This is a genomic window from Pseudomonas sp. P108, from assembly GCF_032613195.1.
In the GTDB taxonomy this organism is placed as follows: Bacteria; Pseudomonadota; Gammaproteobacteria; order Pseudomonadales; family Pseudomonadaceae; genus Aquipseudomonas.
The window spans coordinates 4,569,947-4,586,817 of the sequence record NZ_CP126691.1; the positions used below are offsets into that span (position 1 = coordinate 4,569,947).

Sequence of the window (16,871 nt, forward strand, 5' to 3'; positions counted from 1 at the left end):
CATGAAACTGTTGATCGTCGAAGACCAAGCGAAAACCGGCCAATACCTGCGCCAGGGCCTGACCGAGGCCGGGTTCAATACGGAACTGGTGGCCGACGGCAACAGCGGTCAGCAACTGGCTTTGAGCGGTGATTACGCGCTGCTGATCCTCGACGTGATGCTGCCGGGTCGCAGCGGCTGGCAGATTCTGCAAGCGGTGCGCAGCGCCGGGCTGGATACGCCGGTACTTTTTCTCACGGCCAAAGACGCCGTGGAAGACAGGGTTCATGGCCTCGAACTCGGCGCCGACGACTATCTGGTCAAACCCTTCGCCTTCTCGGAACTGCTGGCGCGGGTGCGCAGCCTGTTGCGTCGCGGCAGCGCTACAACCCAGGAAACCAGTCTGCAACTGGCCGACCTGCGTCTGGATCTGATCCGCCGCCGGGTCGAGCGCAGTGGCCAGCGCATCGACCTGACCGCCAAAGAATTCGCGTTATTGGAGATGCTCCTGCGCCGTCAGGGTGAGGTGCTGCCGAAATCGCTGATCGCCTCACAGGTCTGGGACATGAATTTCGACAGCGACACCAACGTCATCGAAGTGGCGATCCGCCGTTTGCGTCTGAAAATCGACGACGAGTTTCCCAACAAATTGATCCACACCGTGCGCGGCATGGGTTACGTGCTCGAAGAGCGTGGCGCCTGATGCGTCGTTTGTCCCTGAGTTCGCGCCTGGCCTTGTTGTTTGCCGCTTGCACCGCTGTGGTTTCGCTGTTCGCCGGGCTGTTGTTCAACCGCGCCAGCGAGGCGCACTTTATCGAACTCGACCAGCAACAACTGGACGGTAAGCTGATTGGCCTGCGCCGCGCCTTGCAGGATGTTCAACCCGCTCAACGTGAGGCGCGGCTGGCGGATGAGCTGAGCCGTCAGGCCGATCTGTCGTTGCGCATTACCGGCACTGACGGCCAGCGCTGGTATGACAGTTCGACGCAAATCCCCAAGGATTTGCCGCAACAATCCGGCCTGTCGACCATAAGCCATGACGGCACCGATTACCGCGTGCTCAACGCCCCGCTCTACCCGGAAAAAGCCGATTCCCCGCAACTGACAATGCTGCTGGACATCACCCATCACCAGCACTTCCTGCAACGCATGCAGCATCTGATCTGGCTGACGGTCGGGCTGTCAGCGCTGGCCACCGCTTTGCTCGGTGCCTGGGCTGCACGCAGCGGGTTGCGTCCGTTGCGGCGCATGAGCGCGGTTGCTCGTGGGATTTCCGCACAATCGCTCAACGCCCGACTGCCGGAAGCGCAAATGCCACCCGAGCTTGCAGAAATGGCCCACAGCTTCAACGCCATGCTCGCACGCCTCGACGACTCGTTTCAGCGGCTCTCGGCGTTTTCCGCCGACATCGCCCATGAACTGCGCACCCCACTGTCGAACCTGCTGACCCACACTCAGGTCACCCTCACCCGCCCACGGCCGATCGAGGATTACCGCGAAGCGCTGCACAGCAACCTCGAAGAACTGCAATGGATGGCACAACTGGTCAACGACATGTTGTACCTGGCCAAGGCTGACCACGGTTTGCTGATGCCCAAGCGCGAGCCGCTGGAACTGGCGGACGAGACCGATGTGTTGCTGGAGTTTTTTGCGCCGCTGGCGGAGGACGCCGGGGTCAGGCTGAGTCGAGGAGGCAACGCGCGGATCGAGGGTGATCGCAGCATGTTGCGCCGGGCCTTGTCGAATTTGCTGGATAACGCGCTGCGGTTTACCCCGGTCGAGGGCTACGTGAGCTTGCGGATCGTTGATCAACCGAACGCGGTACGCATTTCAGTCGAAAACAGTGGCGAAGGGATTTCTGCGGAGTTGTTGCCACGCCTGTTTGATCGATTTTATCGGGCCGATCCGGCGCGCCAGGAAGGCAGCAGTGAGCATGCAGGGTTGGGGCTGGCGATTACTCAATCCATCGTCCGCGCCCATGGTGGGCAGATTCATTGCGAATCAGAGGCGGGATGGACGCGGTTTGTGATTGAGTTGCCTCGAACCTGATCGTTCCCACGCTCTGCGTGGGAATGCAGCCCGGGACGCTCCGCGTCCCTTCCAGAGCCGAACGCGGAGCGTCCGTTGAGGCGTTCCCACGCAGAGCGTGGGAACGAGCATGGAGTCGTTTACGAATATCTCAGGGCGTGAGCCGGTTCGATCTTCGCCGCTCGCCACGCCGGATACACCGTCGCCAGGAAGCTCAGAATAAAGCCCGCCGAGCAGATCAACAGCACATCCCCTCCCTGCAATTCCGACGGCAGATTGCTGACGAAGTACACGTCAGAACTGAAGATATGCTGCCCACTGACTCGCTCGATCCAACCCACGATCTGACTGACATTCAACGCCGCAATCACGCCCAACACGCCGCCAATGATCGTACCGACAATGCCGATCACCGTGCCCTGCACCATGAAGATCGCCATGATCTGCCGTGGCGTGGCGCCGATGGTGCGCAGGATCGCGATGTCCGCGCCCTTGTCGTTCACCACCATGATCAGGGTTGCGATGATGTTGAACGCCGCCACCGCGACGATCATCAGCAACAGCAGGCCGATCATGGTTTTTTCCATCTTCATTGCGCTGAACAGGCTGCCCTGGGTGTGGGTCCAGTCGTCAGCCTTGAAATCGGCGCCCAACCCGGCAGCGATGTCCGAGGAGACTTTCGGTGCGGCGTACAGATCTTTCACCGCCAGACGCACGCTCTGCACCTGATTCGGTTCCCAATGCTGCATGGTCGCGGCATCGGCGACGTGGATCAGGCCCATCGAGCCGTCCAGTTCAGCACCAACCTTGAACACGCCCACCACGTTCAGCCGCTGCATGCGCGGGGTGATGCCACCCGGCGCAGTGCTGACTTCCGGGACGATCAAAGTGATCTTGTCGCCGACATTGAGGCGGAAACGTCGTGCGGTGATTTCACCAATCACCACGCCGAACTCGCCGGGTTTCAAGGCATCCAGACGCCCCTGCACAATGTGCTGGGCAACAATCGACACCTTGCCTTCCTGCGCAGGATCGACGCCACTGATCTGGATCGGCTGCATCAGGCCCTTATAGGAGAGCATGCCTTCCATTTCGGTGAACGGCACGGCGGCAGTCACTTCGGGGTTTTTCATTGCAGCGGCGGCGACGGGCTGCCAGTCATCGATCGGCTTGACGCCAACGATGGTCGCGTGCGGCACCATGCCGAGGATGCGCGAGCTCATTTCGCGCTGGAAGCCGTTCATCACTGACAACACCACGATCATCGCCAGCACGCCGAGGGCGAGGCCGATCATCGAGGTCATCGAAATGAACGAAACGAAGCGATTGCGGCGCTTGGCGCGGGTATAGCGCGTGCCGATAAAGATCGATAACGGTCTGAACATTCGCTGGGGCACCGTATAAAAATAAAAGACCCGACGCCTTTACAGACGCCGGGTTTCAGCCAATCAGATAGGCGAGAGGCAACCTTCTTGCAGGTGCAATACGCGATCCATCTGGCGGGCCAGGTTCATGTCGTGAGTCACCACCAGGAACGCCGTGCGCATGGAGGTGCTGAGTTCCAGCATCAAATCCTGAATGCCTTGCGCGGTGTGCGAGTCGAGGTTGCCGGTCGGCTCGTCGAGCATCACCAGACCCGGCTTGTTCACCAAGGCGCGGGCGATGGCCACACGTTGACGCTCGCCACCGGACAGTTCCGCCGGTTTGTGCTCCAGACGATGGCCGAGGCCGACGCGTTCCAGCAAAGCCGTGGCGCGCTGACGGGCTTCCGGGATCGGCGTCTTGCCGATCAACAGCGGCATGCAGACGTTTTCCAGCGCAGTGAATTCCGGCAGCAAGTGGTGGAACTGGTAAACGAAACCGAGCGCACGGTTACGCAGCAGGCCACGCTTCTTCTCGCTCAGTGCCGACAGCTCTTCACCGTCGAGCCAGACGCTGCCCTTGGTCGGCGTATCGAGACCGCCCAACAGGTTGAGCAACGTACTTTTGCCCGAACCCGAGGTGCCGACGATCGCCACGCGCTCGCCCGGGTGCAACTCCAGTTGCAGGCCGGCCAGTACTTCTACCGATTCCGGGCCTTCCTCGTAGGATTTACCCAGGTTGCGGCAGCTCAAGATTGCTTGTTCACTCATGCCCGACTCACTCATAACGTAGCGCCTCCGCCGGCTGGGTGCGCGCGGCACGCCAGGCGGGATACAGGGTGGCGAGGAAACTCAGAACCAACGCCGCGGCGCAGACCATGACCACGTCCTGGCTCTGCACCTGCGACGGAAGATAATCAATGAAATACACGTCAGCATTAAGGAATTTGTGGCCGATCAGGCCTTCCAGTGCCGAGATCGCTGCGCTGACATTAAGCGCAGCGAAAATGCCGACCACCGCGCCAATCGCTGTGCCGACCACACCGATCACCGTGCCTTGCACCATGAACGTGCGCATGATCGTGCCCGGCGTCGCGCCCAACGTACGCAGAATGGCGATGTCGCCCTTCTTGTCGTTCACCACCATCACCAGCGTGGAAATGATGTTGAACGCTGCGACGGCGACGATCAGCAGCAACAGCAGGCCGATCATGGCTTTTTCCATGCGGATTGCCTGATACAGATTGCCGTGGGTGCGGGTCCAGTCGCGGGCGTAGTAATGGTCTTCGCCAAGCTGCTGGGCAATGTTCCATGCCACACGCGGTGCCTGGAACAGGTCGTCGAACTTCAGGCGAATGCCCTGCACCTGATCAGGCTTCCAGCGGTGCATCTTCGCCAGATCCTGCAGGTTGGTGACGCCCAGATAACCGTCGAGCTCACCGGCACCGACATGGAAAATGCCGACCACGGTGAAGCGCTTCATGCGCGGGAACATCCCGGCCGGGGTCACGCTGACCTCCGGCGCGACGAAGGTGACCTTGTCACCGATGCCCACGCCAAGCTTGCTCGCGGCCTTGTCGCCGATGACGATGCCGAAGCTGCCCGGTGTCAAATCGTCGAGTTTGCCCTGCTTCATGAAGTTGTCGATGATCGACACGTTGCGCTCGAGCGCAGGGTCGATGGCATTGAGCAACACCTTGGACACCTGACCGTTATTGGTCAGCAGGCCCTGCATCTGGGTAAACGGCGCAACCGCCGTCACCTGCGGGTTCTGCTTGACCTTGTTGGCCAGACTTTGCCAATCGTTGATCGGCTCAGTGGATTCAATGGTCGCGTGGGGCACCATGCCCAGCACACGGGTGCGCATCTCATGATCGAAGCCATTCATCACCGAGAGCACGACGATCATCACGACCACGCCAAGGGCGAGCCCGATCATCGAAGTCAGGGAAATGAATGACACAAAATGATTGCGACGCTTTGCACGGGTATAACGCGTGCCGATAAATACGAAGAGAGGTCTGAACATGTCGGGGCTTGTTCGGAGGGAAAAGGAACGTCCTTGTGGCGGGGGTCGATAACCAGCTTTACACTCAGACCACCGCCGCTACCATGGGTTCGCCATGTCGACATTAGATGAAGAAGATCGCCGCGAATACTACCGTATCGAGGACACGATCGCACTGGAAATTCGGCCCCTGTCCGCTCCCGAAGCCGCAGGCCAGGAAGTGTTGCAGGATGCTTCCCCACTGTTCAACCTGCTCAGCGAACTGCACCTGAGCGAATTCGAGTCGCAGCACCTGTTGCGCCAGATCAGCGAGCGCGACCGGGCCATCGCCGCGTTCCTGAAATCGCAGAACAAGCGCATCGACCTGCTCAGTCAGGTGGTCGCCCTGACCGTGCTCGGCCATATCGGCGAGCCGCAACCGGTGATCATCTCCGAAGGCGGGATCGACTTTCAGTATCCGACGCCGATTGCCACCGGTGCACACCTGTCGGTGAAACTGGTGCTGATGCCGCAAGCGCTGGGCCTGTTGCTGCGCGCCCGTGTCACCCATTGCGACCGCAAGGGCGAGGGGTACGACGTTGGCACCGAGTTCGAACACTTGACCGACGCCCAGCGCCAGTTGCTCGCCCGCTATATCTTGCAGAAGCAGGCCCAGGAACGACGTCTGGCCCGCGAACAGAACGAATCTGGCATTTAACTTAAGGAAGCACCGTGACCCTCATCTACGGCCACCGCGGCGCCAAGGGCGAAGCACCGGAAAACACCCTGAGCAGTTTTCAGGAATGTCTCAAGCACGGCGTGCGCCGCTGCGAACTGGATCTGCACCTGTCCAAGGACGGCGAGTTGATGGTCATTCACGATCCGACCCTCAAACGCACCACGGAACGGCGCGGCAAGGTTGTCGAGCACACCGCCGCCGAACTGGTGACCTACGACGCGCGCAAGGGCGGCCCCGGCTGGATCAAGCCGTGCCCGATTCCGACGCTGGAAGAGTTGTTCGAGAAATGTGATTTCGATCACTGGCAGCTGGAAGTCAAAAGCGCTTCGCGTACTCGCGCGGCAACCACCGTGCTGGCGATTCGTGAAATGGCTCAGCGCCATGGCCTGCTCGACAAGGTGACGATCACCTCGAGTTCGCGGGAAGTGCTGAAAGCGGCGCTGGACCTCGTGCCGGATGTGTCACGGGGACTGGTCGCCGAATACGCCTGGCTCGACCCGTTGAAGGTCGCGGCCAGCTATGGCTGTGAGATTCTCGCGTTGAACTGGACGCTGTGTACGCCGGAACGCCTGCAGAAGGCGCAGCGTCAAGGGCTGCACGTGTCGGTGTGGACCGTCAACGAGCCTGCGCTGATGCGCAGACTCGCCGACTTCGGCGTTGACAGCCTGATTACAGACTTTCCCGGTTTGGCCACTGCCACCCTCGAGAATTGCTGAAATCGGTCTCCCCGGCCGGCTCAGGCCACCGGCCGGAGCCCGTCAAAAAAGCCGGTTGAGACCGTCGTACGCCGCTACCCGATAGGCTTCAGCCATGGTCGGGTAGTTGAACGTCGTGTTGACGAAGTACTTCAGCGTGTTCAGTTCGCCCGGCTGGTTCATGATCGCCTGACCGATGTGGACGATCTCCGACGCCTGATAACCGAAGCAGTGAACGCCCAGCACTTCCAGGGTTTCACGGTGGAACAGGATCTTCAGCATGCCTTGCGGCTCGCCGGCGATCTGCGCCCGCGCCATGCTCTTGAAGAACGCCTTGCCGACTTCGTACGGCACTTTGGCCTGGGTCAGTTCCTGCTCGTTCTTGCCGATCGAGCTGATCTCCGGAATGGTGTAGATGCCAGTCGGCACGTCATTCACGAAACGCCAGCTACCGTTATCAACGATGCTGCCAGCGGCCGAACGGCCCTGGTCGTGGGCGGCACTGGCCAGGCTCGGCCAGCCGATCACGTCACCGGCACCGTAGATGTTCGGTACGCAGGTACGGTAGGCCTCGTCGACTTCAATCTGGCCACGGCTGTTGACCTTGACGCCGATGTTTTCCAGACCGAGCTGATCGGTGTTGCCGGTACGGCCGTTGCACCAGAGCAAGGCGTCGGCCTTGATCTTCTTGCCAGACTTCAGGTGCAGGATCACGCCGTTATCGACGCCTTCAACACGATCGTAATCTTCGTTGTGACGCACGGTGATGTTGTTGTTGCTGAAGTGGTAGCTCAACGCCTGGGAGATTTCCGAGTCGAGGAAGCTCAGCAACTGACCACGGTTATCGACCAGCTCGACCAGCACACCCAGACCGCTGAAGATCGATGCGTATTCGCAACCGATCACGCCGGCGCCGTAAACGATCAGTTTGCGCGGGGTGTGGTTGAGGCTGAGGATAGTGTCGCTATCGTAGATACGCGGGTGGTGGAAATCGATGTCCGCCGGGCGATAAGGACGCGAACCGGTGGCGATGATGATGTGCTTGGCCACCAGTTTTTCGACCACACCATTGGCGCAGACCACTTCGATGGTTTGCTCGTCGGCAAAGCTGCCGGTGCCGAAGAACACGTCGACGCGGTTACGGGCGTAGTAGCCGGTGCGCGAAGCGACTTGTTTGGAAATAACCTTTTCGGCGCTTTTCAACACGTCCGGGAAGGAGAACCAGCGCGGCTCGCCGATCGCCCGGAACATAGGATTAGTGTTGAACTGCATGATCTGCCGCACCGAGTGACGCAGTGCCTTGGACGGGATGGTGCCGAGGTGGGTGCAGTTGCCGCCGACCTGGCGACGGCTGTCGACCATCGCGACCTTGCGCCCTGCTTTGGCGGCGTTCATTGCCGCGCCTTCTCCCGCCGGGCCGGAACCCAGCACCACCACGTCGTAGTTGTAGACAGCCATGCGTACTCCTCAGAACAGGCCGCGGTGCCAGCAGCACCTGCGGCTAAATCACGCCGAACGGCGGCGCGAAGGAACAATTGGGGGTCAATCAAGAACCCGGACACAGTCTATAGAAGCGTCAACGCCGCGCACATTAACCCTTGGTCGCGTCGTAGGCTACTTTTGCCTGCACTACAACGCCAGCTTTCGTATTGTTCTCAGTCAGTTTTCTTGCCACTGAGGCGTTCGAAAGCCGTGTTGGTACGGACGACAAAACCTGTATCGGCACGAATCACAAAGAATGCACCAATGTCATGTTTTTCGGCATAGTCCCAAGCCCTTTCCGGGCCGAGAATCAGCAACAGCGTCGATAGTCCATCGGCCATCAAGGCTGAAGGATGAATCACCGTGACTGACGCCAGATCGTGTAGGACGGGTGCGCCAGTCCGCGCATCGAAGGTGTGGGAATAACGCCGGCCGCCCTGCAGGAAATAGTTACGGTAGTCGCCGGAGGTGGAAACGCCGTAGCCGTCAACATTGATGATGCGCTCGGCGACCTGCTGATCGTCGCGGGGCTCTTCCAGAGCGATGCGCCACGATGAGCCGTCAAGCTTGCGACCCTTTGCCTTTAACTCACCCGTGGCTTCAGCGAGGTAATCGTGGATGCCCAGCGCGTCGAGCCTGGCCGCGATGGTGTCGACGGCATAACCGGCGGCGATGCTGTTGAAGTCGACTTCGACGGCGGCGTCCTTGCACAACTGATCGCCATTGATGTGCAAGTGCTGATGACCGACGCGCGCCATCACCTCGGCCAGTGCGTCGGCACCTGGGACTTTCCCTTCGCGCCCCTGCGGGCCGAATCCCCACAGATTCATCAACGGCTCGACAGTGAGGTCGTAGGAGCCTTCGCTTTGCACTGACAGTTGTTCGCCAACGCGGACCAACTCAAGGACCGATGCAGGCATTTTCTGACAGCTGTTCGCGGGCAAAGCGTTGAAACGCTCGATGTCCGAATCATTGCGATAGGTGGACAACTGCCGATCGACTTCGCCGAGGACGCCCTCCACTTCACTGCGAACCTGCTTCACCCCAGGCATGCCAGCGTGACGCACGTACTTGATTGAATACGTGCTGCCCATGGTCGGCCCACCGAAATTCTCCATGGAATCGCCATTGCCGCAGCCCACCAAAAGACCTGCCAACACCACAAGCCAAAGCCATCGTCCAGTGAACAATTATTCATCTCCCTGCAAAACCGCGACGGCCATTATGAATTAAAGGATCTGCAACATCTTTATACAAAATCCAATAGTGAGTACCTGAACATGTCCTCCACCACGGGCAAAGGCAAAGCGATCTTTCGCGTTGTCAGCGGCAACTTCCTCGAAATGTTCGACTTCATGGTCTATGGCTTTTACGCCACGGCCATCGCCAAAACCTTCTTCCCGACTGACAGCGCCTTCGCTTCTCTGATGCTGGCGCTGGCGACCTTTGGCGCTGGCTTCCTGATGCGTCCGCTGGGAGCGATTTTCCTCGGCGCCTACATTGACCGCCATGGTCGTCGCCAAGGACTGATCATCACCCTCGCGCTGATGGCTGCCGGTACAGTGCTGATTGCCTGCGTGCCGGGCTACGCCACCCTCGGCGTCGCCGCACCGCTGCTCGTACTGTTTGGCCGTTTGCTGCAAGGCTTCTCGGCCGGCGTGGAGCTGGGTGGCGTGTCGGTGTATCTGGCTGAGATTGCCACACCGGGCCGCAAGGGCTTCTTCGTCAGTTGGCAGTCTGCGAGTCAGCAAGCGGCGGTGGTCTTCGCCGGATTGCTCGGCGTCGGCCTCAACCATTGGCTGAGCCCGGAACAAATGGGCGATTGGGGCTGGCGCGTGCCGTTCCTGATCGGCTGCATGATTGTGCCGGTGATCTTCGTCATTCGCCGTTCACTGGAGGAAACGCCGGAGTTCCAAGCCAGGAAACATCGCCCTACTCTGCGGGAAATTGTCCGCTCGATCGGTCAGAACTTTGGCATCGTCATCGCCGGCATGGCGCTGGTAGTGATGACCACGGTGTCTTTCTACCTGATCACCGCGTACACCCCGACCTTCGGCAAGGCCGAGCTGCACCTGTCGGACTTCGATGCGTTACTGGTGACGGTGTGTATTGGTTTGTCGAACTTCTTCTGGCTGCCGGTGATGGGTGCAGTGTCTGACAAGATCGGACGTAAACCCCTACTGCTGGCGGCGACGATTCTGGCGATCCTCACTGCTTATCCGGCGCTGTCGTGGCTGGTGGCGAACCCGAGCTTCAGCCATTTGCTGATCGTCGAGTTGTGGCTGTCGTTCCTGTACGGCTCATACAACGGCGCGATGGTGGTGGCGCTGACCGAGATCATGCCGGTGGAAGTGCGTACGACCGGGTTCTCGCTGGCTTACAGCCTGGCAACAGCGACGTTCGGCGGGTTTACCCCGGCGGCGTGCACGTATCTGATTCATGTGCTGGATAACAAGGCTGCGCCGGGGATCTGGCTCAGTGGCGCGGCGGTGTTGGGGCTGATTGCGACGCTGGTGCTGTTCCACGGTAACAAGCATGAGCTGCGCACCGCTCAAGCAGCCGTGCCCGGCGGCGCCCGATAAATCGCCTTCGCGAGCAAGCTCGCTCCCACAGGGGATTTTCTAAGCGACACAGATCCAGTGTGGGAGCGAGCCTGCTCGCGAAGGGGCCGGTACTGACAACACAGCTCTAAAAGGCACACAAACAAAAACGCCCCGACCTAGGTCGGGGCGTTTTCATGTGCAGCTATCGCTTAGCGCGGGAACGCTGGCGGGTTTACACCGGCCATGTCTTCCATCACGCGAATAACCTGGCAGCTGTAACCGAACTCGTTGTCGTACCAGACGTACAGAACAACGCGGTTGTCCTGAACGATGGTCGCTTCAGCGTCGACCACACCGGCGTGGCGCGAGCCGACGAAGTCGGTCGAAACCACTTCCTGCGAATTGACGAAGTCGATTTGCTTGTGCAGATCGGAGTGCAGCGCCATGTAGCGCAGGTACTCGTTCATCTCTTCACGGGTGGCGGCTTTCTCAAGGTTGAGGTTGAGAATGGCCATCGACACGTTCGGCGTTGGAACACGGATCGCGTTACCGGTCAGCTTGCCGGCCAGCTCAGGCAGGGCCTTGGCAGCAGCGGTGGCAGCACCGGTCTCGGTGATTACCATGTTCAGCGCGGCGCTACGACCACGGCGATCGCCCTTGTGGAAGTTGTCGATCAGGTTCTGGTCGTTGGTGTACGAGTGAACGGTTTCGACGTGACCGTTGATGATGCCGAACTTGTCATTCACAGCCTTCAGCACCGGCACGATGGCGTTGGTGGTGCAGGAAGCGGCGGACACGATCTTGTCGTCAGCGGTGATTTCACCGTGGTTGATGCCGTGCACGATGTTCTTCAGCTTGCCTTTGCCAGGCGCGGTTAGAACAACGCGGTCGATACCCGGGCACTGCAAGTGCTGACCCAGGCCATCGGCGTCACGCCATACACCGGTGTTGTCCACCAGCAGCGCGTCTTTGATGCCGTACTGGGTGTAATCCACTTCAGTCGGGTTCTTCGCGTAGATGACCTGGATCAGGTTACCGTTGGCGGTGATGGTGTTGTTTTCTTCGTCGATGGTAATGGTGCCGTTGAACGAACCGTGTACCGAATCGCGACGCAGCAGGCTGGCGCGTTTGGTCAGGTCGTTTTCGGCGCCTTTGCGCACGACGATGGCACGCAGACGCAGGCCGTCGCCACCACCTGTTTTTTCGATCAGGATGCGCGCCAGCAGACGGCCGATACGACCGAAGCCGTACAGCACAACGTCAGTGCCTTTACGTGCGGAAGCGTTTTGCTGGCCAACCACGTCAGCCATTTCTTCACGAACGAATTGCTCGGCGCTGCGGCCATTGCCTTCGTTGCGGAATTTGAACGCCAACTTGCCCAGATCCACCGAAGCCGCGCCGAGCTTGAGCTCGCTCATGGCTTTGAGCAGTGGGAATGTTTCGTGGACGGAGAGTTCGCTGTCGTCGGAAGAACGGTGGCGCGCAAAGCGGTGAGCTTTGAGAATCGCGATGACAGACTGGTTGATCAGGCTGCGGCCATAGATCGAGCTCACCACGTTGTTATTGCGGTAGAGCTGACCGATAAGCGGAATCATCGCTTCTGCGAGTGCTTCACGGTCGATCCATTCACCAAGACACTGGTCGGGCTTCTGAGTCACGGTAACCTTCCACATGTAGGGGCAGAAAAAAGGGGCTACATTATGCCGCTGACAACCTCCTGTAGCAATGCGCGCTTGTCGCGAAATCGGTAACAAAATTCCGTTCAAAAAAATTACGCCCCTCTCAAGCCCAGTAAAACCGGGGCTTTCAGCGCAGTCAATTTTTCGACGACTGTTAGACGATGTCTGTAACCCTCCGTAACACCAGCCACTTTCGGCACTACATAACCACAAAAAAACGCCTGCTTTTTATGGTTACCACTACATTTCGTCCAAACAGCGAAGATAGACGTAGTCTGCAACTGACAGGCGGCACCCGACGCCGCTACAATTACCGACTTTGTCGCAAAGCCTGGAGCTCAACCTTCCGTGCCCGTTCTGCGTCTACCGCTACTCCCTGCCGAGGCAGGTAAACAGCATTGGGGCAATTTGCCCGGTGCTGCCCTCAGCCTGGCGATTGCCGAGGCTGCCAGCGCTGCCAAGCGCTTCACCCTGCTACTGACCGCCGACAGCCAGAGCGCTGAACGACTGGAACAGGAGCTGAGTTTCTTCGCCCCGGATTTGCCCGTGCTGCATTTCCCTGACTGGGAAACCCTGCCGTACGACCTGTTCTCGCCGCACCAGGACATCATTTCCCAGCGCATCGCCAGCCTATATAGGCTGCCGGAGTTGGCCCACGGCGTGCTGGTGGTGCCGATTACCACGGCATTGCATCGCTTGGCGCCGACCAAGTTCCTGCTCGGCAGCAGTCTGGTACTGGATGTCGGCCAGAAGCTCGACGTTGAACAGATGCGTGCGCGCCTCGAAGCCAGTGGCTATCGCTACGTCGACACGGTCTATGAGCACGGCGAGTTCACCGTACGCGGCGCGCTGATCGACCTGTTCCCGATGGGCAGCAAACTGCCTTATCGCATCGACTTGTTCGACGATGAGATCGAAACCCTGCGCACCTTCGATCCGGAAAACCAGCGTTCCATCGACAAGGTCGAATCGGTCAAGCTGCTGCCGGCCCGCGAGTTTCCACTGCAAAAAGACGCGGTGACCCGCTTCAAGGCGCGCTTCCGCGAGCGTTTCGACGTCGACTTCCGTCGCTGCCCGATCTTTCAGGATCTGAGCAGCGGGATTACCCCGGCCGGCATCGAGTACTACCTGCCGCTGTTCTTCGACGAAACCTCGACGCTGTTCGATTATCTGCCGCAAGACACCCAAGTGTTCTCGTTGCCGGGCATCGAGCAAGCAGCGGAGAATTTCTGGAACGACGTGCGCAATCGTTACGAAGAACGTCGCGTCGATCCTTCGCGTCCATTATTGCCACCGGCGGAATTGTTCCTGCCGGTGGAAGATTGCTTCGCTCGCTTGAAGAGCTGGCCACGTGTGGTCGCCAGCCAGCAAGACGTGGAAACCGGCGTCGGTCGTGAGCGCTTTCCTGCACAAGCACTGCCGAATCTGGCGATTGAAGCCAAAGCCACGCAACCGCTGGCCGCGCTGTCGGCATTTCTCGATGAATTCCCCGGCCGCGTGCTGTTCACCGCCGAATCCGCTGGCCGTCGCGAAGTGCTGCTGGAGTTGCTCGAACGTCTGAAGCTGCGGCCGAAAACCGTCGACAGCTGGCCGGACTTCGTCGCGAGCAAGGATCGTCTGGCGATCACCATTGCCCCGCTCGACGAAGGCCTGCTGCTGGATGACCCGGCGCTGGCACTGGTCGCGGAAAGCCCGCTGTTCGGCCAACGCGTGATGCAACGTCGTCGTCGCGAGAAACGCAGCGACGTCAGCAATGACGCAGTGATCAAGAACCTCACCGAGCTGCGCGAAGGCGCGCCGGTGGTGCACATCGACCACGGTGTCGGCCGTTATCTGGGCCTGACCATTCTGGAAATCGACAATCAGGCAGCCGAATTCCTCACCCTCGAATACGCCGAGAACGCCAAGCTTTACGTACCGGTGGCCAACCTGCATCTGATCGCACGCTACACCGGCAGCGACGACGCCCTGGCCCCGCTGCACCGACTCGGCTCGGAAACCTGGCAGAAAGCCAAACGCAAAGCCGCCGAACAGGTACGCGATGTTGCCGCTGAATTGCTCGACATCTACGCCCGTCGTGCCGCTCGCGAAGGCTACGCGTTCGCCGACCCGAAAGCCGATTACGCGACGTTCAGCGCCGGTTTCCCGTTCGAAGAAACCCCGGATCAGCAATCGACCATCGAAGCCGTGCGCGAAGACATGCTCGCGCCGAAACCGATGGATCGACTGGTCTGTGGCGACGTCGGCTTCGGCAAGACCGAAGTGGCCATGCGTGCAGCGTTCATCGCCGTACACGGCGGTCGTCAAGTGGCGATTCTGGTACCGACCACCCTGCTCGCCCAGCAGCACTACAACAGCTTCCGTGATCGCTTCGCCGACTGGCCGGTGACTGTGGAAGTGATGAGCCGCTTCAAGTCGGCCAAGGAAGTGAATGCGGCGATCGCCGATCTCGCGGAAGGCAAGATCGACATCGTCATCGGCACGCACAAGCTGCTGTCCGACGATGTAAAAATCAAAAACCTCGGGCTGGTGATCATCGACGAAGAACACCGCTTCGGTGTCCGCCAGAAAGAACAGCTCAAGGCCCTGCGCAGTGAAGTCGACATTCTGACCCTGACCGCCACGCCGATTCCGCGCACGTTGAACATGGCGGTGTCGGGCATGCGCGACCTGTCGATCATCGCCACGCCGCCGGCGCGACGCCTGTCGGTGCGCACCTTCGTCATGGAGCAGAACAAGAGCACGGTCAAAGAGGCCCTGCTCCGCGAACTGCTGCGTGGCGGCCAGGTTTACTACCTGCATAACGATGTGAAAACCATCGAGAAATGCGCTGCCGATCTCGCCGAACTGGTGCCGGAAGCGCGTATCGGCATCGGCCACGGGCAGATGCGCGAGCGCGAACTCGAACAGGTGATGAGCGACTTCTATCACAAGCGCTTCAACGTGCTGATCGCCTCGACCATCATCGAGACCGGCATCGACGTGCCGAGCGCCAACACCATCATCATCGAGCGCGCCGACAAGTTCGGCCTGGCGCAACTGCACCAGTTGCGTGGTCGCGTTGGCCGCAGTCACCACCAGGCTTACGCTTACCTGCTGACGCCGCCGCGCCAGCAAATCACTTCGGACGCGGAAAAGCGTCTGGAAGCGATTGCCAATACGCAGGATCTCGGCGCCGGTTTCGTGCTCGCGACCAACGACCTGGAAATCCGTGGTGCCGGCGAATTGCTCGGCGATGGCCAGAGCGGGCAGATTCAAGCCGTCGGTTTCACGCTGTATATGGAAATGCTTGAGCGCGCGGTGAAATCGATCCGCAAGGGCGAGCAACCGAACCTCGATCAACCGCTGGGCGGAGGCCCGGAAGTCAACCTGCGGGTACCGGCGCTGATTCCGGAAGACTATCTGCCGGACGTTCACGCGCGCCTGATTCTGTACAAGCGCATTGCCTCGGCCACCGACGAGGAAGGCCTGAAGGATCTGCAAGTCGAGATGATCGACCGTTTCGGTCTGCTGCCGGAACCGACGAAAAATCTGGTGCGCATCACTGCATTGAAGTTGCAGGCCGAGCAGTTGGGCATCAAGAAGGTCGATGGCGGCCCGCAAGGTGGACGTATCGAGTTCGAAGCGCAGACGCCGGTCGATCCGATGACGCTGATCAAGCTGATCCAGAGCCAGCCAAAACGCTACAAATTCGAAGGTGCGACGATGTTCAAGTTCCAGGTACCGATGGAACGTCCGGAAGAGCGCTTTAATACTGTAGAGGCGCTGTTTGAGCGCCTCCTCCCGAAATCTGTTTGAAGGACGCCCAATGCGCCTGTTTCGTTCGCTGACTTTGCTGCTGACCCTGGTAGCGCCTACGGCGTTTGCCGATGACCTGTATCAGGTCGAGATGATTCTGGTTCGCCAGAACGCCGTGCCGGCGATCGTCAGCCGTGCCGCGCCGGAAGACTGGGCCGCTGGCGCCCAGCGCCTGGCCGATGACAGCCAGCGCACACCTGCGCTGAATGACGTCGTCACCAAGCTCACCGCCAGCGGCGACTACACAGTCTTGATGCACAAGGCCTGGCAGCAAACCCTCGGTGAGACGCCAGCCAAAGTCGCCGTCAGCGACGGCCAGGAGCAATTCGGTCAGTTCCCGATCGAGGGCACGCTGGAGATGAAGCTCGGGCGCTTCACCGATGTGAACGCCGACTTCTGGGTCAATCAGATCGACGCCAATGGCCTGGTCACCGCCAGTGAACGCCTGAAACAGGACAGCCACACCAAGAACGGCCAACTCAACTATCTCGACAATGGCCATCTGGCCCTGCTGATCAAGATCACTTCCCTGACCGCGCCTGCGCCACGGGAAGCGCCTGAAGCGATTCCGGACTGATCG

The 16,871-nt window shown here is 59.9% G+C and carries 13 protein-coding genes; 7 read left to right on the forward strand and 6 right to left on the reverse strand.

Translation table 11 applies throughout. The features are described from left to right. Position 1 precedes the first annotated feature (1 nt). Complete coding sequence (locus tag QOM10_RS20010) at positions 2 to 682, forward strand: heavy metal response regulator transcription factor (RefSeq protein WP_064392816.1); 681 nt, start codon at positions 2 to 4, stop codon at positions 680 to 682. Further along, positions 682 to 2,028, forward strand: coding sequence for a heavy metal sensor histidine kinase (locus QOM10_RS20015; protein WP_316916833.1), 1,347 nt, complete (start codon positions 682 to 684; stop codon positions 2,026 to 2,028). Before QOM10_RS20010 ends, QOM10_RS20015 begins: the two co-directional genes overlap by 1 nt. A 119-nt stretch (positions 2,029 to 2,147) precedes the next feature. Here the strand turns inward: QOM10_RS20015 and QOM10_RS20020 are convergent, their stop codons facing one another. The 3 genes from QOM10_RS20020 to QOM10_RS20030 form a co-directional block, all read right to left on the reverse strand. After that, complete coding sequence (locus tag QOM10_RS20020) at positions 2,148 to 3,392, reverse strand: lipoprotein-releasing ABC transporter permease subunit (RefSeq protein ID WP_034156425.1); 1,245 nt, start codon at positions 3,390 to 3,392, stop codon at positions 2,148 to 2,150. Between the two features lie 63 nt (positions 3,393 to 3,455). Then, the gene (gene lolD, locus QOM10_RS20025; protein WP_410479173.1) at positions 3,456 to 4,154 is read right to left on the reverse strand and encodes a lipoprotein-releasing ABC transporter ATP-binding protein LolD; all 699 of its coding nucleotides are present in this window, start codon (positions 4,152 to 4,154) and stop codon (positions 3,456 to 3,458) included. Next, the gene (locus tag QOM10_RS20030; protein WP_127929144.1) at positions 4,147 to 5,397 is read right to left on the reverse strand and encodes a lipoprotein-releasing ABC transporter permease subunit; all 1,251 of its coding nucleotides are present in this window, start codon (positions 5,395 to 5,397) and stop codon (positions 4,147 to 4,149) included. The genes lolD and QOM10_RS20030 overlap by 8 nt, the downstream gene beginning before the upstream one ends. A 94-nt stretch (positions 5,398 to 5,491) precedes the next feature. Between QOM10_RS20030 and QOM10_RS20035 the strand changes: the two genes are divergently transcribed. Both QOM10_RS20035 and QOM10_RS20040 read left to right on the forward strand, forming a co-directional pair. Continuing rightward, positions 5,492 to 6,073 carry a PilZ domain-containing protein gene (locus QOM10_RS20035; protein WP_016986736.1) on the forward strand — a complete coding sequence of 194 codons (582 nt, stop codon included), beginning with the start codon at positions 5,492 to 5,494 and terminating at the stop codon, positions 6,071 to 6,073. Between the two features lie 14 nt (positions 6,074 to 6,087). Next, positions 6,088 to 6,810: a glycerophosphodiester phosphodiesterase gene (locus tag QOM10_RS20040; protein WP_095121056.1), complete on the forward strand. Its 723-nt coding sequence runs from the start codon at positions 6,088 to 6,090 to the stop codon at positions 6,808 to 6,810. A gap of 42 nt (positions 6,811 to 6,852) precedes the next feature. Here the strand turns inward: QOM10_RS20040 and sthA are convergent, their stop codons facing one another. Further along, a complete protein-coding gene (sthA, locus tag QOM10_RS20045; protein ID WP_127929145.1) occupies positions 6,853 to 8,247 on the reverse strand; it encodes a Si-specific NAD(P)(+) transhydrogenase in 1,395 nt (464 codons plus the stop codon). Positions 8,248 to 8,444: 197 nt separating this feature from the next. Next, positions 8,445 to 9,389 (reverse strand): FAD:protein FMN transferase, encoded by a 945-nt coding sequence (locus tag QOM10_RS20050; protein WP_224790131.1) that lies wholly within the window; start codon positions 9,387 to 9,389, stop codon positions 8,445 to 8,447. Positions 9,390 to 9,551: 162 nt separating this feature from the next. On the opposite strand from QOM10_RS20050, the gene QOM10_RS20055 reads away from it, so the two are divergent. Next, complete coding sequence (locus QOM10_RS20055) at positions 9,552 to 10,853, forward strand: MFS transporter (RefSeq protein ID WP_316916835.1); 1,302 nt, start codon at positions 9,552 to 9,554, stop codon at positions 10,851 to 10,853. A gap of 170 nt (positions 10,854 to 11,023) precedes the next feature. Here the strand turns inward: QOM10_RS20055 and QOM10_RS20060 are convergent, their stop codons facing one another. Then, a complete protein-coding gene (locus QOM10_RS20060; protein ID WP_034156430.1) occupies positions 11,024 to 12,487 on the reverse strand; it encodes a glyceraldehyde-3-phosphate dehydrogenase in 1,464 nt (487 codons plus the stop codon). A gap of 354 nt (positions 12,488 to 12,841) precedes the next feature. Here QOM10_RS20060 and mfd point away from each other — a divergent pair, with 354 nt between their 5' ends. Beyond that, the gene (mfd, locus tag QOM10_RS20065; RefSeq protein WP_316916836.1) at positions 12,842 to 16,291 is read left to right on the forward strand and encodes a transcription-repair coupling factor; all 3,450 of its coding nucleotides are present in this window, start codon (positions 12,842 to 12,844) and stop codon (positions 16,289 to 16,291) included. A 10-nt stretch (positions 16,292 to 16,301) separates the two neighbouring features. Beyond that, a complete protein-coding gene (locus QOM10_RS20070) occupies positions 16,302 to 16,868 on the forward strand; it encodes a CsiV family protein (RefSeq protein ID WP_127929149.1) in 567 nt (188 codons plus the stop codon). Positions 16,869 to 16,871 lie beyond the last annotated feature (3 nt).

What these genes read in the sequence shown, in the direction of transcription:
- QOM10_RS20010 (WP_064392816.1), top strand. Translation starts at nt 2, where the DNA reads ATGAAACTGTTGATCGTCGAAGACCAAGCGAAAACCGGCCAATACCTG.
- QOM10_RS20015 (WP_316916833.1), top strand. Translation starts at nt 682, where the DNA reads ATGCGTCGTTTGTCCCTGAGTTCGCGCCTGGCCTTGTTGTTTGCCGCT.
- QOM10_RS20020 (WP_034156425.1), bottom strand. Translation starts at nt 3,392, where the DNA reads ATGTTCAGACCGTTATCGATCTTTATCGGCACGCGCTATACCCGCGCC.
- lolD (WP_410479173.1), bottom strand. Translation starts at nt 4,154, where the DNA reads ATGAGTGAGTCGGGCATGAGTGAACAAGCAATCTTGAGCTGCCGCAAC.
- QOM10_RS20030 (WP_127929144.1), bottom strand. Translation starts at nt 5,397, where the DNA reads ATGTTCAGACCTCTCTTCGTATTTATCGGCACGCGTTATACCCGTGCA.
- QOM10_RS20035 (WP_016986736.1), top strand. Translation starts at nt 5,492, where the DNA reads ATGTCGACATTAGATGAAGAAGATCGCCGCGAATACTACCGTATCGAG.
- sthA (WP_127929145.1), bottom strand. Translation starts at nt 8,247, where the DNA reads ATGGCTGTCTACAACTACGACGTGGTGGTGCTGGGTTCCGGCCCGGCG.
- QOM10_RS20050 (WP_224790131.1), bottom strand. Translation starts at nt 9,389, where the DNA reads ATGGAGAATTTCGGTGGGCCGACCATGGGCAGCACGTATTCAATCAAG.
- QOM10_RS20055 (WP_316916835.1), top strand. Translation starts at nt 9,552, where the DNA reads ATGTCCTCCACCACGGGCAAAGGCAAAGCGATCTTTCGCGTTGTCAGC.
- QOM10_RS20060 (WP_034156430.1), bottom strand. Translation starts at nt 12,487, where the DNA reads ATGTGGAAGGTTACCGTGACTCAGAAGCCCGACCAGTGTCTTGGTGAA.
- QOM10_RS20070 (WP_127929149.1), top strand. Translation starts at nt 16,302, where the DNA reads ATGCGCCTGTTTCGTTCGCTGACTTTGCTGCTGACCCTGGTAGCGCCT.